Below are 21,672 nucleotides of genomic sequence, written 5' to 3'. Positions count from 1 at the left end.
ACTTACTCTTAGTTTTTTACTTAGTTTTGTACGTTACGGTGTTGCAAGTGATAAAGCTTGGCGAAGAGGCCGTCGAGTTTCAGCAAATACTGGAGGTTGCCTTGTTCGATCGCCCTGCCATTTTCCATCACAATAATTTTATCCGCATTTTCTATCGTCGATAAGCGGTGAGCAATGACAATGACGGTACGATCCTGGCTGAGGGTATTGAGGGCATCCTGAATCAAGTTTTCGGCAATACTATCCAGAGCATTCGTTGCTTCATCCAGAATTAGAATATCTGGGTTGCGGACAATCGCCCGAGCGAGGGCAATGCGCTGCCTTTGCCCGCCAGAAAGGCGAACGCCGCGATCGCCCACTTTCGTGTCATACCCTTGCGGCAGTTGGCTGATAAAATCGTGAGCATTGGCAAGTTTTGCCGCCTCAAAAATTTCTGCCTCGGTTGCTTCTAAACGCCCGTAGGCGATATTATCCCTCACCGTCCCGCTAAAGATATGGACATCTTGGCTGACAATCGCAATTCGTTTCCGCCAGTCCATTAAATTCAGTTCTTTTAATGAGCAGTCGTCAACATAAATTCCTCCTGACGTTGGCTCGTAAAAGCGGCAGAGGAGGCTGATGATCGTAGATTTTCCCGCACCCGATGGCCCCACTAAAGCAGTCGTTTGGCCGCGTTTTAACTCGACGGAGACAGCCTCTATTGCCGGCCGATCTTCAGGATTGTAAGTTAAGGAAACTGACTCAAAATAGATCGCCTGCTTCAGCTTGTCAAAGGGAACGGTACCAGAGCGGATGTAAGGTTTATCCGAAGTGTCTAAAAAAGACATCACCACTTCAGCAGAACAGGCAGTAGAGACTAAACCTAACCTCGCGATATCTAGTTGTTGCACCTGCGGTTGCAAGCGGTAGAGGATGAATAAAAAAGTCAGCAGCGTTGGCATAGCTGACTGGTTTTGCAGGAGGGCGATCGCCAAAATTGCTAGCAGGAGGAGTGCGGAAAAAACTTCATAGAGCGGATTGATGAGCCCTCCCAGCATATCGAGTTGCAAAAAGGTGTTTCGCACCTGCTGGGAAGCGCGATCGAAGCGTTCTTGCTCGTAAGATTCCCGTCCAAAGGAGCGGATGGTTTTCATCCCCCCTAATCCCTCCCACATTCGGACAGCGAGCTGAGAATTGGCGTCTACCGCTTGCTGTGCCAGATGTTTGACTCGGCGTGTCACCAACTGGATGAACTGTGAGATGAGGAAGAGCGCTATACTGATAATTAAGGTGAGTTGCCAAGAGATGAGCAGTAACAGCGTCGCCAGGACAGTAATCGTACAAGCAGACGTAATCAAGTTAACAAACAAACTCAAAGCTTTGCTAGTCTGCCAACTCTCTGTTGCCAAAATATTCATAATCTTTCCCGATTCGCTGCGCTCTAAGAAAGAGTAGCTAACGGTTAAAGTTTGGTTAAAAATTTGGCAGCGTAATCGGTTGCTAATTCGCGAATTTAACCAAGCAAAAAGTAGAGAATTACTATAGACAATCAGGTTTTTGATGAGGATGCTGACTAAAATACAAAATGGGATGATTAAGGCGCGGTAGCCAGCAGGAACACCAGCGAATATCTGGTTCAGAGAATCAATGAAAGAATTGCCAGTTACAGCCTGAGTTTGTTCTTGCTGTAAAGTTTGCAAAAAGGGAATGAATAAGCTAATGCCAAAGCCGTCGGAAAGGGAAGCAAGCATACCCAAGGAAATCATTGCCGGGATTGCCCAAGGATAAAGCTTGAGGAGGGGTAGCAGAGTTCTAATAGCCTGAATTTCTTTTTTCATAAGACAACTCTGCCTTTGTCGGTGGCGTGGCGCTAATTTTTACTTAAGGGAGCGTGTCAATATTTGGTTGATTTCGCTGGACAAGGAGGGAAATTGACTGGTGAAAAATGTTCCCTATCGTTACCATGAATTCGATCTTTTTGCGCCGGAGCTCTACCAACACCTCCCGGCCCATCGGTTGGTTCTCAGAGTATGGCGTATCTTCTACTCTCACAGGTGCATCTAGAGCATCCTGATGTTTCCCAGACTGGGATAATAGGTTTAGAAGGCTCTTTCCCAATACTATGTAAAAGCCAGAACGTAATAAGGGTGAGATGCACTCAGTTTTTAAAGCTTGGAATAACCAAAAGAGCGCGGTGCGATCGCGGCCGTTGCGGCTGCTTTGGTTCGCTAAGTACAGCAAAAAATTACTGGTAGATAATCGGTGCAGGAAATCGGGAATTTCGGGATGCCGTTGCTTGGCCGCTTGCAGCATCAAAGATTGAGAATTCGCCATTGTCGTATAGTTGGTAGACATAGTGTTATACATTCTGCGATAGCCAATGGAAAATTCCGGCACGGCTCGAAATTGATAAAGCTCTGCTATCCGCAGGTATAAGTCCCAGTCTTCACAGCCTTGAGCATTCCTTTCCTTCAATGTCTTGTCATAAACCCCCACCTTTTCCAAACAACTGCGACGGATCATAGAAGCACTCGCGTTTCCTATAAAGTTGTGGCAGATTAGGGTGGCGTACACGTCACCTTCAATTCTAAAAGACCGGAATCCTCCTGTTAGCAATCCTTTTTCATCTAAGTCCACTGTCCACGAATAGACTACCCCTACTTCTTCCCCTCCCTCCAACATAGATTCAACTTGTTTTTCTATGTTTTCAGGATACCAAATATCATCGGCATCAATGGGGGCAATATATTCTCCTCTGGATTTCTGAATTCCTAAGTTTCGAGCAACAGCGACTCCAGAATTTGGCTGTTTCAGAAGCTGGACGCGAGAATCTTTTTGGCCAAATTTTTCGACAATTTCAGGGGTTCGATCTTGGGAACCGTCATCGACTACTAAAACTTCAATTGCTGGATAAGTTTGAGCTAAAACTGATTTCAGAGTTTCTTCAATAAATGGCTCAGCGTTGTATGCAGGGATAATGACTGAGACGAGAGGTAAATTGGGAGATTTTTGAGAATCTGGCTGCATTGCTTTTTAACAAGATTTTTCAATTTTTTTTCTTTGTAGATTGGCATATCTACCTTACACTCGTCGCAGTCAGGACTTACACAGTCGCTGGAAGAGATAGCCGAGAAACCCCTAATAAAAATTGTACCGCCTTCTCTGTTCAACGTCAATGGTATATAGCACGTATCAATGAGTTGTGCAAAGCAAGAGAATGGTGATAGACTACAACTAAAAGTTATATTCTAAATGATAAAAAGATGCTAGTCGGCCCACAGCTACTTCGTTCAGCAATGATTTTTATTGTTTCATTGATTACATAAATCCGTGTTCTGCTAAGAATTCGGGTGTAATTGTTCCTAAACTGTTGATTGCGGAATCTTCTTCCCAAGGTTCGGGATGGGATTTTGAGCCGCTGCGGAGAAATTTGGCGACATATTTGCCCAGAATATCTGCTTCTAAGTTTACTAAACTTCCTGGTTGCAAATAGCTGAGGTTTGTCTCACCAAAACTGTGGGGAATGACAGCAACTTCAAACCAATTACCGTCAGCATCGCAATCTGCCACGGTTAAGCTGATGCCGTTGACGGCGATGCTGCCCTTGGAAACGATGTAAGGTGCGATTTGACGTTGCCATCCCGAATTTGCTGCTGGTGGGGCAGTAAAGCGCATCTCCCAAGCGTTGGCGGTTTGGGTTGATGTTGCTAAAGTGCCGATCGCATCTACGTGCCCCGTCACAAAATGTCCCCCCAATTTGCTACCGGCGCGCAGGGAGGTTTCTAGGTTCACCAAAGCATCGGGGAATGATCCCAGAGTAGTGCGGCGGAGGGTTTCTGGGGAAGCGACGGCGACAAAACCTTGCGGCAGAACTTCCACTACCGTCAAACAGACTCCATCCACGGCTACGCTGTCCCCAATGGCTAAATCTTGTAAAATCTGGTAGGAGTTGTTTGATGTGCAGGAAATTTGGAAATAATCGTTGCCTAGCGACTTCAGTTTTCCGAGAGATTGAATTAGTCCTGTAAACATAAGTATTTTTCCTTAGTCGATCGCTTATTTACATGAAACCACAGGCACAAACCAGACGCAGGAGGTTTTGCTGTCCCCCTCTCCCCCGGAGTCTATCGAAAATCTAAAATCTAAAATCTAAAATCGATAGTCCCAGATCAGTTGCAGATTCAGGCGAAGATCGAGTCATACTGGATTTAGGTGATCTTTATGTCCAAGTTCTCTACTGCCTTACAGTTTCTTAATTCTATGAGGCCGATCGAATGATTGAAATGAAAGTCGCTGGAATTGCCTTAGATGCAGCCACGCGCAGTCCTATTGTCCTATTGAGAGACGCTACTGAGCGACGGGCTTTGCCTATTTATATCGGTCAGGAGCAAGCAAAGGCTATTATTAGCGCGATCGAAGGCCACAAGCCTCCTCGACCCTTAACTCACGATCTGATGGTCAATTTCTTAGAGGCATGGAGTCTTACCTTGGAGCGTATAGTTATTCACTCGCTGCAAGATAACACGTTTTATGCCGTCCTGATCGTCCGTCAGGGAGAAGTTAAAAAAGAGATCGATGCCCGACCTAGCGACGCGATCGCCCTAGCCCTGCGAACGAACTGCCCCATCTGGGTGATGGAAGAAGTCGTCGCCGATGCTTCGATACCGGTCGATCGAGATGCTGATGAGGCAGAACGCCGGGCCTTCCGGGAATTTATCTCAAACCTCCGTCCAGAGGATTTGATTAAGAGAAGCGGCTTGGGCCCGGGCGAAACTTCCTAAACTTTATGCGCTATCGACGGTTTGGCAAAACGGAGTTGCACCTGTCTGTATTTTCCTTGGGAACCATGCGCTATTTGGCTTCTGAGGAAACTGCCTGTCAGACTGTACAACAGGCCCTGTCTCAGGGAATCAATCACCTGGAAACGGCGGCGGGTTACGGTTGCAGCGAGGAATATCTCGGTGCGGCCCTGTCGGCTGGTTTGTCTGTCCATCGATCGCGCTTCCACGTCACTACAAAAATTTCCCCAACCGAGGATGCAGCAGCAATGGAACGCTGCATCGACGCATCCCTCAAACGCCTGAATTTAGACTATATCGATTGTCTGGCAATTCACGGTTTGAATACTTGGGAACATTTGGCGATTGTGCGATCGCCCACAGGCTGCATGGAAGCTGTACGCAAAGCCCTCGCCGATGGGATCATTCGGCACGTCGGCTTTTCCACTCACGGGCCTCTAGATCTGATTTTGGCGGCAATCAATACAGATTTGTTTGAATTTGTCAATCTGCATTACTACTATTTTTTTCAGCGCAACGCCCCGGCAATTGAACTCGCCAAGCACAAAGATATGGGCGTTTTCATCATTTCCCCAGCCGATAAAGGAGGGCAACTCTACACGCCCCCGGAAACTCTCGCACAATTGTGCTCGCCTTTCTCGCCCTTAGAGTTAAACTATCGGTTTTTACTTAGCGATACGAGGATTGGGACTTTGAGTGTGGGCCCTGCAAATGCCACAGAATTAGAGCAACCCCTGAAATATTGCGATCGCGACTTTCCCCTCACCCACGCCGAAATCGCTGCGTTCGATCGGCTAGAATCGGTTATTGCAGCCACTTTGAAAACCGACAAATGCAGCCAGTGCTATGCCTGTTTGCCTTGCCCGGAAAACATCAACATTCCCGAAGTATTGCGACTCCGCAATCTCGCCGTCGGGTGCGACATGACTGACTTTGGCAAATACCGCTACGCCATGTTTGAAAATGCCGGACACTGGTTTCCTGGCAGCAAAGGCAACCGATGCACCGATTGCGGCGAATGTTTACCTCGGTGTCCCGAAGAGTTAGACATCCCAACCCTGCTCAAAGATACTCACCAGCGACTCGGTGGCAAAGCAGGCAGGCGGTTGTGGGATTGAAAAAAATGTGAAGCAGGGAAAAGGCGATCGAGCGTATCTAAGTTTTGCAATAATTACGCTAAACTTTGGTTTAAGTAAATTTAGGATACAGTCGATCGAACAACTACTTAGTTTGGCGAGTCTATGGGCCAGCCTCCCGCAACATGGCAAAAAGCCTTTTTGAGGAGTGCGAGTATCTTGCACAGCCAAGCCTACATCTAAGCGGGAACTCTCCGGCTCGCACTCTTGTCAAAGCACTCATTTGGATGCTCCCAACACACTTTAAATAGGAGCCGACAGTAGATGTAAAAACAACTAAATAAGACAATCTGATTAACACCGAGAAACTGATTTCTTTGAGAATACCCCAGTCATTTTCTTGCTGGGTGGGCGCGGGCGATACCGAATAATTTTATGACGATTGATTAACCCAATTAGATATAAAATCTAAAATCGTTCAACTGAGCGCTCACGCCGAAGTCTTAGCTCTAAAATCTAAAATCTAAAATCTAAAATTGATTGATTGCCTTCCCGATTAATTGATGGCCTGTCATCTACAACCGATCCCGCATTTACTACTATGGCTCATACTCAGTTAAACGACAGCCAGCAAAATTGTCGGCAACAAACTAAAGTTGCGACTTCCGAAAGAAGATTGAAAGCAGCTTTCAAGCCCTGTACCTACAAGTTATCTGTTACCAAAAAACAGCTAATCGGACTGCTGACTTTACAAACAATCTTGCCAGTCGGACTAACGGGAGCAGCACTTTGGCTAACATCGGCAGTTGGAAGCAACGAACTGCAAAATCAAGCTAAATCTGAACTGAGCCTTAGTGAAATTAACTACAATCTCCAACTCAATCGCGCCGCCGATCGTTTGCAAAACTCCTCTGACAGCAAAACGATCGCCCAAATAGCCTTATCTTACAACAGCGGTAAAAAATTATCATATTTGCACAAATCTGTCAATCAAATTCTAGAAAATCAAGTCAAAACAGGGGAAATAGACAGCGCGGCCTTAGTTGGAAAAAACAGGCAGATAATGGTTAGCGTCAACTCTAACCAGAAGGGAAAAAGTTTTAACCTGCAACAAATAGTCGATCGAGTATTCGCTACAAAAAACCCAATTACCGCTACCGAAATCATTGCTAAATCAGAATTTCAGGAACAATTGGGATCTTTGTCGCCCGGAAAGGGCGATCGACCTGTTCTCCTCCACTACGCAGCAATTCCCATAAAAGATCCCAAAAATCAGACAGTGATTGCGGCCTTAGTGTTAGAAAAAATTATCAGCCAAACTTCGGCGGTTGCTAACACCGAAACCCTCAAATTACAGGGCGGCGGATATCAGGCTATCTACGCACCGCTGGCTGACGGCAAATTTGTTTTGGCTTCGCAAACATTTACAAAAAACCAACAGTTACCAGACTTGCTGGCAGAGAAATCGCTGCTGAAATCTGCACTCGCAGCAGGCGGCAAACCAGTCGCCGGAAACGTACAAACAGGCAGTCAAACTTATGCAGTAGCTGCCAAATCCCTTGGCAATTTAGGGGGAAAACCCGCAGCAATTTTAGTGCGATTTATCCCCAAAAGCTCGATCGCAACTTGGTGGGAAAACAACTGGCTGCTGGCCATGTCTGCGACTGCCATTGTTCCCTTCGCCTTGGGAGTTGCCGTCACTCGCCGGATTGCCAAACCCGCTAACTCGGATTTATCAACAGCAGAGGGGAATTGGGCATTTAACTCCAGCGCCGAACTGCCGCAGCAATCGCGGACATTTGATATAATTTATGACAATTTAAATTTCGGCGAATTCCCCGATTTATTTCCCAAAAAATCGAGTTTAGATGGTCAATTAGCCGTAGATTTTCGATATAATAAAAAATTGGCGGGCGCTCGCCCGATCGCAAATCCCCACATCCCGCTCGCTTTCCAACCCCTAGAATTGCCCGAAAACTCCGTCTCAAACCAGTCGCGGCAGGTAAATACAGAAAATACAGAATTAGAAAAAAGCGCGATCGCCTTAAATCTAGTCCAGGAAGCTTGGCAAGACTTAAATCGCCTCAACTTGGAATTGCAGCCAGAAATAGTCGATCGCCAAAACACTCAAAAAGCCCTGCGAAAGAGCGAAGCACTGCTGCAAGCGATTTTAGACAACTCAACAGCAGTAATTTACATCAAAGACCTTGACGGAAAATACCTGCTCACCAACCGCCATTTTGACAATTTGTTCGACATCACCAAAGAGCAAATAACAGGTAAAACTGATGGCGATATTTTTCCCCTAGACTCTTCAGCAGCCTTGCGAGAAAACGACCTGAAAGTTCTCGAATCCTCCTCGCCTCTAACCATCGAAGAAATCATCCCTCAAGACGACGGCCCGCACACTTATATTTCTCTGAAATTTCCCCTCTGCAACTCCAAAGGTAAAGCTTATGCAGTCGGTACAATTTCTACAGATGTGAGCGATCGCAAACTGGCCGAACTCACCCTAGAAAAAGCCAAAGCAGAACTAGAAATAGAAGTCGAACAGCGCACCCTATTCCTCAAACAAGCCAACGAACTCTTGCGGTTTGAACTCGCCGCCAGAGTCCGCGGCGCCATCACAGTCAGACAAATGACGGCTCAAGTAGCCCGACACGCCAGAACAGTTGACGGCATTCTCGGCGCTTCTCTTGACCTAATTTTTCTAGTAGATCGATCGGGAAAATACACCTATGTCAGCCGCACCGCCGCTCAAGCTGCCGGCATGAACCCCAGAGAAATGATTGGCAAAACCTGGCAGGAATTAGGCTGGCCGCCAACAATTATGCAGCGGGTTCACCAAGAATGCGACGGCATATTTGCCACAGCCGAGCCCGTGAAAGGCGAAGTAATTGTCCCCACCGCAAGCTGGGGAACCCGCGACTACGAGTACATTCTCAGCCCGCTTTGTGCGACAGACGGCAGCGTCGAAGCGGTGGTGGCGACACTGCGGGATATCACTGAACGCAAAGACGCTGAGGAAGCATGGCAGTTGGCTAAAGAAGCCGCAGAACTCGCCAACCGCGCCAAGAGTGCTTTTCTGGCAAACATGAGCCACGAGTTACGCACTCCCCTCAACGCGATTATCGGCTACAGCGATATGCTAGCGGAAGATGCCGAAGAGTTAGGCAACTTACAGGTAGTCTCGGATTTAGACAAAATTCGCACTGCTGGCAAACACTTGCTGCGCCTAATTGACGACATTCTCGACATTTCCAAAATTGAAGCTGACAAGATGGAGATTTACCTCGAAAGCTTCGATGTTGGAGGCTTAATCGAGGAGGTGGTAACAACGATCAAACCGCTAATGGATAAAAACGGCAATACTTTGCAAGTATTGAGTTCTGACAATATCGGCGCGATGCACGGCGATTTGATGAAAGTGCGGCAGGTAATGCTGAATTTGCTTAGCAATGCTGCTAAATTTTCTGCTAATGGGACGATCGTGCTTACCGTCGAAAGAATTACCAGTGAAGAATTAAAAAATAAATATCAACCGAGAGTTTCTCAACTGTTAATTTTGGATGCAGAATTTTTAATTTTCCGAGTGACGGACACGGGCATCGGCATGACACCAGAACAGCAAGAGCGACTGTTCCAACCTTTTACTCAAGCCGACAATTCAACTACTCGCAAGTACGGCGGTACTGGTTTGGGATTGACTATCAGCCAGCGTTTCTGTCAGATGATGGGCGGCGATATTGAAGTTTATAGCGAGTTGAATTGCGGTTCTACTTTTACTGCTTGTCTGCCTGCTTCATTGTTTAGGCGATCGGAATTTTAATAATTTTGCAGAAATAAGAGCAAGAAGAGTCGGCGGTTGAAACCGCTACTATACAAACAATGTCCGCCTTCGCGGACTGAAGGATAATAAAATTAACTGGTTCCCAGGCTGGAGCCTGGGAACCTAAATCTAGAGGCTCTGCCTCGCTTGGAAACATGGAGGCAGAGCCTCCGGATCTGCGTTACTAGGCTCCAGCCTAGTAACGAGTAATTTAAAATTATCTGCGTTTATCCGTGTTTATCTGCCTTACATCTGCGGTTTCTGTATCAATGAATGATTTATGCAATCTTGTCTAATAATATGATGAATTACCACAAAATGCGCCAGGAAAATCAAGTTTATCGCCGCAAACACGGCATTTTGACAAAAAGTTTATTTTTGTTCCTGATTGCGGGTTCTGCGTGCCTCGGAGCCTTGCTGTGGGAGCAATCTGCGGCCTTTTCCCAGGAGCCGGTCTGCCCGACTGGCAACGCTGCTAATTTCCCGCCGCCTCCGCTTTCGCAAACCGAAAAAAGCGTGCCGAGTCTGTGGTTAGCTCAAAAACAGTTTGGCGGCAAATTGCTCGATCGCTGGTTTGTCGATCCCGGCAATACTTGGGTAATTCTCATAGTCAATCGCCAACTTTGGAGTTTGCTCGATTATATGGAACGCTATCAGTTTGTTAACCGCTTTGGCACTGTCGCCAACGATTATGGTTACAATGTGCGAGTTTGCAACCGTCAAGGGACAGCTTTGGCAGTTTATTCGTGCAAGGGCGATCGGCTTAACTGTCGGATTGAGTTAGAATCTCTCTCAAATCCCGGTATTCGAGGAAGGGTGAAAGGATTTTAGTAGGGTGCGTCAGCCGCGAGTAATTTTCTGGATAATCGATAAATCAAGAGCTGACGCACCGTGCATTTGAGCTGACAAATGCAGTTTATAATACGTAGTAAAAAATGAAAACAAACCTTGATCTTCCTGCTGAAATAGAACCGTTTCGCCAAGAAATTGAAAGTTCAGAAAAGCCTGTTATCAAAATCACTTACGAACGAAAGGCGACTGATTTCTGGTCAAGCAAATTTGGCGGAGTGCCTTACTTGCCGAAAGGTTACGATTTTCCCAAAGATAGTGATGGAAAATATATGCACCTTTTGGCACAACTCAATTTTGAGGAAATCTTTGCCCAAGTGCCATATTTAGCGCCTTTCCCCAAAAAAGGAATTTTGCAGTTTTATATCGGTGACACAGATTTTTATGGCATGGATTTAGACAAGTTGGACAATCAAAAAGATTTTAAAATATTGTATTTTTCCGAAATTGACACAAATAATTGTCAAACAGATTTTGCTTTTTTGTTGAATCAAGAATTGGAGGGCTTTTCACCTTTAAACTATAAATACGTGAATAATTCGCAAGAATGTTTGGCTTTACAGTTTAATCCTGACAATGAGTGGGTTTGTCGATCAGACTATCAGTTCAAACATTTTTTTGAAGCAGCGAAAAGAGAAAATTTATCGGATTTAATGAGAGCAAATAACTACAAATTAGAAGGCTGGTATCATGCTAATATAGGTAATTATCAGACTAAAATAGGGGGTTATGCCTACTTTACACAAGATGACCCACGTGAGGAGAGTCAGCAATACAAAGACCATAAAGTTTTGCTCTTACAAATGATGAGTGATAATCATATTTGTTGGGGTGATTGTGGAGTAGGCAACTTTTTTATTCGCGCTGAGGACTTGAAAAAATTAGATTTTTCTCAGGTGATTTATAATTACGATTGTCATTAAAATGGTAGCATCCCAGTGGGATGCTACCATTAAACTTTTTCGTTACAGTCCGCAGTAGTAGGGTGCGTCAGCTAAGGTTATTTTTTGAAGTGTTGAGAATTTAAGAGCTGACGCACCTTACAGCTACAACTAAAATGCGTCAGTTTTGATGATTTTCTAAGCGCGTGTGGGCTGGTGACTGACGCACCCTACAATTAAGGTGCGTCAGTTTTGATGATTTTCTCGGCGCTTTTGGGCTGTTGACTGACGCACCCTACATTTTAACTTCTCACTACTTGCCTAGTTTCTTGCCAGAGCGATCGATATTGGGCAATCCCCGCATCCCCAAACGGCAGCAGAAAGTCGCTAGCAGCAAGAATCTTAGCATCCGGCAACAACACAGAATTAGTGCGAACAGCTTCCGGCAAATCTTCGGGTTTCATGCCGACAATTATCGGCGAACTAGCCTTAGCCAGCAAAGATAATTGAGGAGCAACCCGAGGCTGCAAGCAAAAATCAATCCATTTTTCCACTAAAGAAACTGGATTCCCTGATGCTGGTTGTACCCACAAATCTGTCCACAGTGCAGTTCCAGAAACCGGAACTACTAAAGCAATATCTTTTTGAGTTTGCAGCAGCGGCAGCAAGTCCCCAGAAGAACCTACTGCCAACCAAGTATCGCCTAAAATTAATGGTTGCAGGTAAGCGTCAGAACTATAAAGTTTAACTTGTTGGTGCAGATTTGCGAGTTCTTTTTTGAGATTTGGGACTTGATCTAATTGCTGCGTATTGTAAGATTTTCCGAGTTTTTTTAATGTTAAACCGATAACTTCTCTGGCACTGTCTGGCAGAGAAATTCGATCCCGCAATTCGGCTCGCCACAAGTCTTTCCAATCTGTCGGAGTCCACCCCAAAGCCTTAAATTTGTCGGTTCGATAGGCAATTACCGTACTTCCCCAGCGGTAAGGTGCGCCCCAAATTTTACCTTTAGGATCTAATTTCCCGTCATCGTTGCGCCTGACCAGTTGTTGCCATCTTTCGGGCAATTGTTCCCAATTATCAAACTTAGCAGGATCGATCGGCTTAATCAATTTTTGCCTAATTGCCAAAGTCAGCCAGTAATCTCCCAACATCACCAAGTTAGCTTGATTTTTTGATTCGGGAACCCGTTTCCACTCCTGCAACAGGGCGAATAATTCTTTTAATTGTGCTTCTTGCCTTACCTGTAACAGCGGAGACGGTTGTACATCGCGGCTAAATTTGCTTACCAGTTGGGCCGGAATACCGTTTTTGAGCGATCGAATTTTGAGAATCGGCTTCGAGTCGCAGCCTGCCGCCAATTGACTTAAAGTTAGGGTGGCGGCCCCCAATAGCAAAGACCTTCGTTTCACCTGTCAATCCGCTTTTCTAAATATTGACCCATCGTTTTGTGTTCTACAGCCGGGGAAATAATTGTTTGTCGAGTCCGGTAGTTGGCGCCGATTTGTCTTATTTCTTTTTCAAACACAGAGCCATTGTACTCGGTTCTGCTGCGAAGAGAGTCTGTTTGACCGAAACCATCCAGGATACAATCCCCCGAATTTATCTCGCGCAAGTCAATGCTTCAATTCTAAAATCTAAAATCTAAAATCTAAAATCGCGCAATCGATTGGCTCTTGCCCTGATTTTACCTTCTACCTTGTCGATCGAGCTTTCCGATGCCGAAAACTCCCTCAACTTAACGCCTAATTTCTCTGCTGCAAGTTCCTTTGAGCCTGTTGTGCTCGCCAGCCGGGTCGATCGACTGCATCTGTGTTACATTTTTTAATATAACGAAACAACGAGAGCGCTGCCATCTGCCGTTGGATGAGGCTTTTTACACAACCGAAGTAAAAAATCCTTTTTAAATCGGTGACAGCTTAATAACTAAAAAAACTAAAAATCCACTCATCTAAATCCTGAAAGCACGGGCGAGAGCGAAGTCAATCTAATAGGACGCTGTGCGATCCGACTCTCATAAACCAGATTTTTTAACTCTGATTGAAGGTTTGAACGAAGTATGGGGGTTAACCCACCCGGTTCCTGTGTCTAAGACTATCTAAAACCTAAAATCTAAAATCTACAATCGACTCACCAATGGCGATCGATTATCTTCAAGCTGGCTCCCTAAATCTACCGTCAGGATTGGGAACACAACAATTAAGTCAAAAATTAAATAATTTAGTGATAAATCCAAGTTATGTAAAGATTTACCTAAAATGTAAAGATATTAAGTTACGAGCCAAAGGATAATTGTATGGAAGCGCTCCGCCAGCAAGTTACAGTATTGAGCCAACAAGTCGAGGCCCTCTACAAACTCATAGAAAACCTCAATGAAAAGCTCTTGGAGTCGGCCAAGGAGACGAAGCTGACTCAGCAACAGAGAAACGATCGCTCTGGAACGCTAGGAAATGACCAAACCTCGCCCTATCAAAGCTACAGCACTCTTGACGGCCTCCTCGAACACAAAGACATACTGTTAGATGACAGCTACTTCGACAAGAATTCTCAAAGCCTGGAAAAAGAGCTGAGCGCAGAGATTCAAATCCAGCGCTTAACTGCTCAGCTAACAGCAGCTTACAATCGAATTGCCGCCTTGGAAGAACAGTTGCTCTCCAAAAGAATGCACTCGCAACATCTAGGCGGGCCTAATTAAATATTGCTAGCGGGGATCGGGTAGTAATTCAAAAAAAATACAAGTTGCGTTGATTTATGCTCGTCTACTTATAGATTCATTGCATAGAGTTTTTTATCTCCCGCAATTAGCAGGGGGAATACTGCATGAAAGGGAGATATTGTGTAGAAATAGGAAGGCTATTTCTTTGGTGAACAAGATTTTTTTACAAACCGCAGAGGGCGCAGAGGACGCAGAGAGAGAAGAAAGAGAAGAAAGAGAGAAGTTCACAAATCTGGCATCGATTGTTATAACTATCTACTTAATGTTTAATCTCACAGCGCGAGGCTAAAGCTTCAACAGCGTGGAGGAGTTGAGTGGGAGTCCAATTTGCAGTCAAGCCACTGGCGATCGCACACGCTCCCGCACCGACACCTTCCTTAACATAGCCGCGATCGTAAGCTTGCAGTTGCCCGTAGCGAGAGCCCGCAAAACTTAGCTGCGCGGCGAACAGAGGCACACCGCCGATATCATTAGCAAGTCCTACAGTGTCTCCTGTAGGGTCTTCGGCTACCCAGCGCGTAGTCCCCACCGCAACTTGTTCGGGACTCCATAGCAGAGCATATTCACGGGCTAAGGCTTCCATCAAAGCGTACACCGCCAGCATTTGCGTACCCCCGGCCAGAAGCACCCCGCAAGTCTGACTCGCGGCGATCGCCATTGCCGCCACCGCTATTTGCATCGGATCGCCCACCGCCGCTACCAATTCCAGGGGAGTGCTGTTTTGTCCGTTAATTTCCCACTCAGCATTATTGAGTCCCGCTGTCACCGCAGCCAATTTTTGAGCGTGATTGCAGCGAGGATGAGAACTATTAACTTTGCCCGCCGCTGCAATACCCAAACCCATTAACACGCCCAAAGCAGTAGTCGTTCCCCCAACTACGCACTCGCCTAAGATTAAATAACTGCCATTAGTTTGAGCAGCCAATTTAGCTCCCCAAATTAATCCTTGTTCGAGCAAATGTTTGACTGTTTCGAGTTCTAAAGCATTCCCAGAAATCAGACACTTTGCCGGAGTGCCCCCCAAGTCAATTGCAGGTACGGGAGGTGGGAGGGGCAAACCAGCATTAAATAGGTAAAGCGGAAGTTCCAAAGCTTCGACTACAGCGCGAGATATTAGTACCGGCGAGGCACCCGCTTCTAGGGGCGGCAAAGGATATTGGGGCGACGGTTGGGGGCCGTTATACAAAAATTCTGCATCGGCTAAACAAGTAAATTGTCGATCGTGCGGGGTTGCTCCTGCTGCTGAAATCCCCGGAATTAAGCCTGTCGCGGTAAATCCTAACACGCAGGCAAATATCGGTTTTCGTCCTCGATAGCGATCGAGCCACCGCTGCCCCTGTTCAATTTCTGTATAAATACCAATCATAAATTAGTCATTAGTCAGTAGTCATTAGTCATTAGTCAGCAGTCATTAGACCTCTGCAATAATTATTGTGGAACAGGCATCTTCCCTGTTCAAGACTTGTTTTGCAGGAGAGGTCTATTAGTTATTAGTCATTAGTTATTTAGTAGCAATTAGCAATGCCCCATGCCCCATGCCCCATGTCCAATAACTACTCTTCTTGACACTCCCCTGGCTAAAGCCGAGGGGATTCTTGATTCGCAGAATCAACTTGCCGATGCAGAATTACTTCAACATCGGTAGCGGTCAACTCTCCACAAGCGTTCGGATCTAAGATCCAAGTTCCGACGTGCCCCGCCGTACTTAATCCCCGACTTAGGATATTTCTACCTGCGTTGTGATCGCGATCTAATACACATCCACACCGACAAGCGTGAGTTCGCGTTGATAGACTTTTCTTAACAATGGTTCCGCAGCTAGAACATTCTTGACTCGTCCCGTGGGCTGGCACGGCAATTGTAATCCTTCCGAATACTTTACCGAAATATTCCATCCACACTCGAAACATATACCAAGATGCGTCGTTAATCGATTTAGCTAAGCAGTGATTCTTCACCATGTTTTTGATTCTCAAATCTTCATAGACTACACAGTCGTTTGACTGGATGACGCATCTTGCTAATTTCACAGCAAAATCTTTACGCTGTCTACTTATTTTGAGGTGGCGTTTTCCTAGAATTACCCTAGCTTTTTTTCTATTTTCTGAACCTTTGACTCGCTTTGAAAGCCGCCTTTGGGCTTTCTTTAGTCGGCGCTCTCCTTTGCCCAGAAAACGCGGATTTTCGACTGTAACACCATTAGAGTCTGTGTAGAACTCTTTGAGCCCCACGTCTAATCCAATAGCATTACCTGTAACTTCAATCTTCTCGGAACGGTCAACTTGAACGCAAAACTGGATGTAGTATCCATCGGCTCGTTTGACTAAGCGTACTCGCTTAATCTGGGTAAGCTGATAAAAATGTAAGTCGCGCGTCCCTTTCAGCTTAAGTTTTCCGATGCCTTTTTTATCGGTAAAAGTGATAGATTTTCGGTCAGTTGCCATCCGCCACCCGGTCGTTTTATATTCGACCGACCGATTGTCTTTCTGAAACTGCGGAAAACCCTTTTTCCCGGTAATTTTATTTTTACAGTTGTCGTAAAATCGGGCGATTGCCGACCACGCTCTTTCTGCGCTTGATTGTCGAGCCATGCTGTTGAGTTCATCGCAAAACGTCCATTCTTTAGCTAAAACAGCACTGTACTTATTCAAGTCATACTTGTTGACTTTTTGGTTTTCCATCCAAAAGCGCAATGCTTTGTTACGGATGAATTGTACTGTTCTAATTGCTTCGTCTACAGCGGCAAATTGCTGCTTTTTTCCGTATGCTTTGAATTCAAAAACTAGCATGACTTCGACCTCATCACGATATGCTTATGCTAACAACATCGGCTTAATATCACTTGAGTTGTTCACAAAGCTTTACACGTAAGTTTCGTATACTATAAAGTTAGTCGTAAAAACTTGGTTCTAACAAAGGAAATGGGAGGCTTTAGCCTCCTTCTGTTTTTCTTCCCCGGACTAAAGTCACGGGGTTTTCATGCTTGATCGTTATAATCGATCAAAACTTCCACCCAGCTTGGTGGGCGCGGAATTGGGTTTCCCAAACGATCTAATAGCAGCAAAGCTACTAAATGCACTACAAATAAATAGACAATATTGTTAACCAAAATCATCCCGGCTGCGATCGCCCCAATTGTGTCCAAACTCGGTACATTAAGCCAGCCCAGCTTCACAAACACCCATTCCACCATCTCTGTTACCTGGGCCGTTACGTAAACCCATAGATCCTGACCCACCAAGGCTGACAGCAGCCAAAACCGAAAAAAGAAGCCGACAGTACCAATGAGAGCACCCACACTAATAGAGAGTGACCAACTCGCTTTGCGCCTCCAAAGTCCTCCCAGTGCAACTCCCATAATTCCAAAAGGCATCACGTATAAAATGCTCCGCGTCGGGCCCATTAGTACCGACAGCAGCAAACCCGATACCAAAGCTGCCATCCAAGCTGCTCGGTTGCCCCAGCGCAAGTAAACCAGGGCGATGGGTATCGGAAAAAAAACCCGCAGCAAAGGCCCCAGCGGAAAGTAATAATTTACCAGCCAAATTAAGCTAGCGGTACTTGCCAAAAAAGCCGTTTCTACCAGCCTTAAAGGCGCTTCCCCAGAGATGTGCTTCCCCGGATCGGGATTTGGGCGATCGCCAGTCATTGCTGAAATATCGGCGGTTTGGGGCTCGTTATTTGTACTGGGTGAACTACCCGAATTAGACGCAGCATCTGCTGACAAAAAATCACTCATCCGATTTTAGATTTTAGATTTTAGATTTTACGGGACTGGCCCCCGATAACGGCTGATTCCCGGTTTCAGTGTTTGGATGCCTCGCCGCCAAATTTAATATTGCTCGCAGAAACCGGGAATCAGCCAGGAGCGCAAGTCTTATTTTCGATCGATTTTTTCAGCAAACATTTTCAGCAGCATTATTTTTCAATTTTGGCTTCCTGGATTACCAAAACCGAACAAGATGCGTGGTGAACGACATAATTGCTGACACTGCCGAGGAAAGCTTCTGCGAACCCCGTGCGGCCGCGCCTCCCCAATACTATTAAATCTGCGCCCCAATTTTCGGCGGCTTCACAGATACAATGCCCCGGATTGCCGTCCTTTTTGCAGTCAAATTCTACCTGCAATCCTTTTTTTGCTGCAGCGTCGCAGTAATTTTTTAGCAAACCCGAAGCGTGTTTTACGTCGCTTTCCAGCCGCAAACGTTGAGCTTGATAAGCTTGATCCATTAACTCGACATTCATGCCCAAATCTACCGGAATTGGCACTGCCGTCTCCCCCATGGTGCTGACAGTAACGCAGTTAAATAGCATCACCTGGGCGCGATCGTTCAGAGCTAATTCTAAAGCTTGCGTGAAGACACGGTGGCCCAGTTCAGAATCATCTAAGGCGGCGAAAATTTTCTTAAAACTCACAGCTTTACCTCCTGCAGGAAATCATTAATATCACTTAGTTAACAGAGAGTGCTTTTGAATTAGATTCAATAAAAGCAAACTCTGATACTTCTAGACTAACAGACGCTCTAAGGCGTGCAGGTCGGGAATGCACAAAACGTCACGTTCGCGCTGAATAGTTCCTTTTTTTTCCAGCTTGCTGAGCACTCGCGTTACTGTTTCGCGAGCCAGCCCGCTGAGGCTGCTTAATTCTCTGTGTGGCAGGTTCGGTATTTCTGTACCTCCTGTTTCCAGGATTTTTTTGCCTTGCCCTTCGGCCAAAAATAAGAGAATATCTGCTACTCGCGAGGTACTGTCGGACTCTCGTAAACGCAGGCGGCGGTTGACTTGTCGCAGGCGACGCGCCATCAGTTGAGCTAGGCGAATGCCTGCTAGAGGCTCGGTATGAATGAGCTGCACAAAATCCTGAGATGGCATATTGCCGATCAGTGTCGGGGCTAGGGTGATCACATCTGTCGATCGCGGTGCTTCTTCGATCGCGGCCATTTCCCCGAATAATTCTCCTTTCCCTAAAATATTCAGTGTTACTTCTTTTCCGTCTAGGTTGTAGGTGCGAATTTTCACCCAACCATCCAATATAAAATACACTGATGTTCCCCAGTCATTTTCGAGTAAAATCACTTGATTTGACGGATGACTTCGGGTAACGATGTGGACAGTTGCTCTCTCGATTACAGGATCGGGTAATCCTGCAAAAAAAGGAGTAGAAACTATCAATTGATTTATATTAGAATTCGGGTCTCGGGTGTTAAAGCGGTCTTCCATGAGGCCATCATTTTAATTTATGCGCTTGAGCTGCGCTGGGCAGTTACAAATAGCTTGCAGCCGAGTCATTCGATTTGAGATTCCAGATTTGAGAAACAAGGATCTAAAATCGGCAATTTTACCTCTAAAGTTTTGCGGTCAAAGGCTCAATATGGTAATTAATAGCCTCAAGCTCTGATTGGGAGCTAGAAACTAAAGAATATACCATAATTTTTTAGATACATACCACTGAGCAAATTTTATTAACAAAATTTTAGCTATGTGGCAAACGACTGAGCCGATCGAATTACCTTTGAAAGCACTTCGCGAAGACAAGCTTAACACTGCTGAGAGATTTGTTGTCACTCGGCCTTGCTTTCGAGAAGGCAGAATCCACGATCGCAAGGGGTGCCACGGCAGACAGATCCCAAATCCAAGCAACTGCCTGGAACCTGGCCAATGTCAGCACGATCGGCAAAATCCACAGCCATTGCGAGCCTAAAGGCTGGCGCTCTTGGCGAGCGAAACCCACCCACTTCCCAGCAAACTTTTCTGCTACCCCAAGATTATTGTACCATTAGTATCTAGCCATGAATACAGATAAAAGGCTATAATAAAAGGTTACTCAAACCAACTGTACGGGGACAATCCCGAATCCCGGCATCCCAACTCGCAAATTGTTTGAGGTTTTTTCCCAGTCGGTGAAAGATCGAGAGAGAGTGGCGCGCCGCCACGCTAGCCAAACTCGGGGTGACGGGTGTGCGATCGGCAGTTGTAGCGGGTGAGGACAAAAGTTTGTGCGATCGCAGCTATCCCGACCAGGAATCGGCCTCGGGCCGGCAAACAGGAAACCACCCGGCAGAGAATTCGATCGCATTTGCAGTTGATAGAAACGGGCATTTGGTGTGGAAGTACCGGCTAACCTATCATAGACAATAGAAGTCATCCAAAGACAAAAGGTTAATTAACACTTGTCACAAAATATTAGTTAATTATTGACTGACTCGCATTCAGATTCTCAAAAAACAGGGTTGAAAACCCCGTCCTAAAAGGACGGCTTTAATTGTAAAGCTTTGTTGCAATACCAAGTGCCCTATGCTGAATTGTGTAGCCTAAGATAGGAGGTAAAACCATGCTAGTTTTCGAGTTTAAGGCCTACGGAAAATCAAATCAGTTCAACGCAGTAGACGAAGCAATTCGTACCGCAAAGTTTGTCCGCAATAGCTGTATAAGGTATTGGATGGACAACAAAAAAGTGGACAAATACGATTTGAATAAATACTGCGCGGTACTGGCGCGTAATTTCCCGTTTGCCGACGAACTCAATTCAATGGCTCGACAAGCCAGTGCAGAACGAGCATGGTCTTCTATCTCCCGATTCTATGATAACTGCAAGAAGGGTATTGCGGGGAAAAAAGGGTATCCACAATTCCAGAAAGATGGTCGCTCAGTTGAGTACAAATCGACGGGGTGGAAACTTGCTAACGATCGAAAATCAATCAACTTTACCGACAAAAAAGAAATTGGGCGGTTAAAACTAAAAGGCACACGCGATCTACATTTTTACCAAATCAGCCAAATAAAAAGGGTGAGATTGGTCAAACGTGCTGATGGCGTGTACGTTCAATTTTGCGTGGATGTTGATAGAAAAGAAAATACAGAACCCTCTGGTACTACGATCGGATTAGATGTGGGTTTAAAAGAATACTACACCGACTCGAACGGAACTACGGTTGAAAATCCTAGATTTCTGAGAAAAGGTGAAAAAGTCCTCAAACACTCTGGGCGTCGTGTATCTAGGAAAATAAAAGGTTCAAAAAACAGGGGCAAAGCTCGGCAGATTCTAGGCAAGCGCCATCTTAAAATAAGTAGGCAACGTAAAGACCATGCAATAAAACTTGCACGGTGCGTAGTTGGGTCAAACGACTTGATAGCCTACGAAGATTTGAGAATCAAAAATATGGTGAAGAATCATTGTCTGGCCAAGTCTATTAACGACGCATCTTGGTATCAATTCCGTATCTGGCTTGAATACTTCGTCCAAGTATTCGAGAAAATCACGGTTGCGGTGAATCCACAATACACCAGCCAAGAATGTTTTAGTTGCGGTGAAATTGTCAAGAAAACGCTATCTACTAGAACCCACGTCTGTAAATGTGGTTGTGTCTTAGATCGTGATGAAAACGCAGCTAGAAACATCCTAAGTCGAGGATTGGGTACGGTAGGGCATACCGGAACTTTTGGCCTTGAGCCAAGCAACGCTTTAGGAGAATTGACCTCTACTTTGGTTGGAGAAATCCTGCCTCAGCAAGTTGGCTCGTAGATTAAAGAATCCCCGCGCGTA

Annotated in this window: 19 protein-coding genes; 8 read left to right on the top strand and 11 right to left on the bottom strand. The window is 45.6% G+C overall.

The genetic code is table 11. The features are described from left to right. Positions 1-20 precede the first annotated feature (20 nt). The 3 genes from QT987_RS21620 to ribE form a co-directional block, all read right to left on the bottom strand. Positions 21-1,817: an ABC transporter ATP-binding protein gene (locus tag QT987_RS21620; protein ID WP_333244159.1), complete on the bottom strand. Its 1,797-nt coding sequence runs from the start codon at positions 1,815-1,817 to the stop codon at positions 21-23. Between the two features lie 43 nt (positions 1,818-1,860). Beyond that, positions 1,861-3,006: a glycosyltransferase family 2 protein gene (locus QT987_RS21615; RefSeq protein WP_333244156.1), complete on the bottom strand. Its 1,146-nt coding sequence runs from the start codon at positions 3,004-3,006 to the stop codon at positions 1,861-1,863. A gap of 291 nt (positions 3,007-3,297) precedes the next feature. Then, entirely contained in the window at positions 3,298-4,011 is a 714-nt protein-coding gene (gene ribE, locus QT987_RS21610) for a riboflavin synthase (protein WP_333244153.1), read from the bottom strand. A gap of 242 nt (positions 4,012-4,253) precedes the next feature. On the opposite strand from ribE, the gene QT987_RS21605 reads away from it, so the two are divergent. The 5 genes from QT987_RS21605 (at position 4,254) to QT987_RS21585 (ending at position 11,455) form a co-directional block, all read left to right on the top strand. Continuing rightward, positions 4,254-4,760, top strand: a complete 507-nt coding sequence (locus QT987_RS21605) for a bifunctional nuclease family protein (RefSeq protein WP_015176672.1) — start codon at positions 4,254-4,256, stop codon at positions 4,758-4,760. Between the two features lie 5 nt (positions 4,761-4,765). Beyond that, complete coding sequence (locus QT987_RS21600) at positions 4,766-5,896, top strand: aldo/keto reductase (protein WP_333244150.1); 1,131 nt, start codon at positions 4,766-4,768, stop codon at positions 5,894-5,896. A gap of 559 nt (positions 5,897-6,455) precedes the next feature. Next, complete coding sequence (locus tag QT987_RS21595; RefSeq protein WP_333244146.1) at positions 6,456-9,683, top strand: PAS domain-containing protein; 3,228 nt, start codon at positions 6,456-6,458, stop codon at positions 9,681-9,683. A 300-nt stretch (positions 9,684-9,983) separates the two neighbouring features. Further along, on the top strand, positions 9,984-10,514 hold the full coding sequence (locus QT987_RS21590; protein WP_333244143.1) for a hypothetical protein: 531 nt from the start codon (positions 9,984-9,986) through the stop codon (positions 10,512-10,514). 104 nt (positions 10,515-10,618) lie between these two features. After that, a complete protein-coding gene (locus tag QT987_RS21585; protein WP_333244140.1) occupies positions 10,619-11,455 on the top strand; it encodes a YwqG family protein in 837 nt (278 codons plus the stop codon). A 260-nt stretch (positions 11,456-11,715) separates the two neighbouring features. Here QT987_RS21585 and QT987_RS21580 read toward each other — a convergent pair whose 3' ends face one another. Together QT987_RS21580 and QT987_RS30010 are read right to left on the bottom strand one after the other, a co-directional pair. After that, a complete protein-coding gene (locus tag QT987_RS21580) occupies positions 11,716-12,825 on the bottom strand; it encodes an extracellular solute-binding protein (RefSeq protein ID WP_333244137.1) in 1,110 nt (369 codons plus the stop codon). Then, positions 12,822-13,028 carry a phycobiliprotein lyase gene (locus QT987_RS30010; protein WP_445299723.1) on the bottom strand — a complete coding sequence of 69 codons (207 nt, stop codon included), beginning with the start codon at positions 13,026-13,028 and terminating at the stop codon, positions 12,822-12,824. The genes QT987_RS21580 and QT987_RS30010 overlap by 4 nt, the downstream gene beginning before the upstream one ends. A gap of 54 nt (positions 13,029-13,082) precedes the next feature. Between QT987_RS30010 and QT987_RS21570 the strand changes: the two genes are divergently transcribed. Together QT987_RS21570 and QT987_RS21565 are read left to right on the top strand one after the other, a co-directional pair. Beyond that, entirely contained in the window at positions 13,083-13,241 is a 159-nt protein-coding gene (locus tag QT987_RS21570; protein ID WP_333244134.1) for a hypothetical protein, read from the top strand. A 468-nt stretch (positions 13,242-13,709) separates the two neighbouring features. Continuing rightward, a complete protein-coding gene (locus tag QT987_RS21565) occupies positions 13,710-14,108 on the top strand; it encodes a hypothetical protein (protein WP_333244132.1) in 399 nt (132 codons plus the stop codon). Positions 14,109-14,388: 280 nt separating this feature from the next. Here QT987_RS21565 and cobT read toward each other — a convergent pair whose 3' ends face one another. From cobT to QT987_RS21535, 6 genes are all read right to left on the bottom strand, one after another. Next, complete coding sequence (cobT, locus tag QT987_RS21560; protein ID WP_333244129.1) at positions 14,389-15,495, bottom strand: nicotinate mononucleotide-dependent phosphoribosyltransferase CobT; 1,107 nt, start codon at positions 15,493-15,495, stop codon at positions 14,389-14,391. Between the two features lie 211 nt (positions 15,496-15,706). After that, entirely contained in the window at positions 15,707-16,918 is a 1,212-nt protein-coding gene (locus QT987_RS21555) for a transposase (protein WP_333244126.1), read from the bottom strand. Positions 16,919-17,106: 188 nt separating this feature from the next. Continuing rightward, positions 17,107-17,868, bottom strand: coding sequence for a DUF2232 domain-containing protein (locus QT987_RS21550; RefSeq protein WP_333244123.1), 762 nt, complete (start codon positions 17,866-17,868; stop codon positions 17,107-17,109). A gap of 179 nt (positions 17,869-18,047) precedes the next feature. Further along, positions 18,048-18,545 (bottom strand): universal stress protein, encoded by a 498-nt coding sequence (locus tag QT987_RS21545; RefSeq protein ID WP_333244120.1) that lies wholly within the window; start codon positions 18,543-18,545, stop codon positions 18,048-18,050. A gap of 90 nt (positions 18,546-18,635) precedes the next feature. Next, on the bottom strand, positions 18,636-19,349 hold the full coding sequence (locus QT987_RS21540) for a Crp/Fnr family transcriptional regulator (protein WP_190663937.1): 714 nt from the start codon (positions 19,347-19,349) through the stop codon (positions 18,636-18,638). A gap of 604 nt (positions 19,350-19,953) precedes the next feature. Then, the gene (locus QT987_RS21535; protein ID WP_333244118.1) at positions 19,954-20,274 is read right to left on the bottom strand and encodes a hypothetical protein; all 321 of its coding nucleotides are present in this window, start codon (positions 20,272-20,274) and stop codon (positions 19,954-19,956) included. 186 nt (positions 20,275-20,460) lie between these two features. Between QT987_RS21535 and QT987_RS21530 the strand changes: the two genes are divergently transcribed. Beyond that, positions 20,461-21,651 (top strand): transposase, encoded by a 1,191-nt coding sequence (locus QT987_RS21530; RefSeq protein WP_333244115.1) that lies wholly within the window; start codon positions 20,461-20,463, stop codon positions 21,649-21,651. Positions 21,652-21,672: the final 21 nt, after the last annotated feature.

The organism is Microcoleus sp. SVA1B4, assembly GCF_036700545.1.
Lineage (GTDB): Bacteria > Cyanobacteriota > Cyanobacteriia > Cyanobacteriales > Microcoleaceae > Microcoleus.
Note: the sequence above shows the minus strand (reverse complement) of the source record. Positions and strands in the feature narration are given on the sequence as shown.

Bases quoted from the DNA above. Each gene is read 5' to 3' on its own strand.
- QT987_RS21620 (WP_333244159.1), bottom strand. From the start codon at position 1,817: ATGAAAAAAGAAATTCAGGCTATTAGAACTCTGCTACCCCTCCTCAAG.
- QT987_RS21615 (WP_333244156.1), bottom strand. From the start codon at position 3,006: ATGCAGCCAGATTCTCAAAAATCTCCCAATTTACCTCTCGTCTCAGTC.
- ribE (WP_333244153.1), bottom strand. From the start codon at position 4,011: ATGTTTACAGGACTAATTCAATCTCTCGGAAAACTGAAGTCGCTAGGC.
- QT987_RS21605 (WP_015176672.1), top strand. From the start codon at position 4,254: ATGATTGAAATGAAAGTCGCTGGAATTGCCTTAGATGCAGCCACGCGC.
- QT987_RS21600 (WP_333244150.1), top strand. From the start codon at position 4,766: ATGCGCTATCGACGGTTTGGCAAAACGGAGTTGCACCTGTCTGTATTT.
- QT987_RS21595 (WP_333244146.1), top strand. From the start codon at position 6,456: ATGGCTCATACTCAGTTAAACGACAGCCAGCAAAATTGTCGGCAACAA.
- QT987_RS21590 (WP_333244143.1), top strand. From the start codon at position 9,984: ATGATGAATTACCACAAAATGCGCCAGGAAAATCAAGTTTATCGCCGC.
- QT987_RS21585 (WP_333244140.1), top strand. From the start codon at position 10,619: ATGAAAACAAACCTTGATCTTCCTGCTGAAATAGAACCGTTTCGCCAA.
- QT987_RS21565 (WP_333244132.1), top strand. From the start codon at position 13,710: ATGGAAGCGCTCCGCCAGCAAGTTACAGTATTGAGCCAACAAGTCGAG.
- cobT (WP_333244129.1), bottom strand. From the start codon at position 15,495: ATGATTGGTATTTATACAGAAATTGAACAGGGGCAGCGGTGGCTCGAT.
- QT987_RS21555 (WP_333244126.1), bottom strand. From the start codon at position 16,918: ATGCTAGTTTTTGAATTCAAAGCATACGGAAAAAAGCAGCAATTTGCC.
- QT987_RS21550 (WP_333244123.1), bottom strand. From the start codon at position 17,868: ATGAGTGATTTTTTGTCAGCAGATGCTGCGTCTAATTCGGGTAGTTCA.
- QT987_RS21540 (WP_190663937.1), bottom strand. From the start codon at position 19,349: ATGGAAGACCGCTTTAACACCCGAGACCCGAATTCTAATATAAATCAA.
- QT987_RS21535 (WP_333244118.1), bottom strand. From the start codon at position 20,274: ATGACTTCTATTGTCTATGATAGGTTAGCCGGTACTTCCACACCAAAT.
- QT987_RS21530 (WP_333244115.1), top strand. From the start codon at position 20,461: ATGCTAGTTTTCGAGTTTAAGGCCTACGGAAAATCAAATCAGTTCAAC.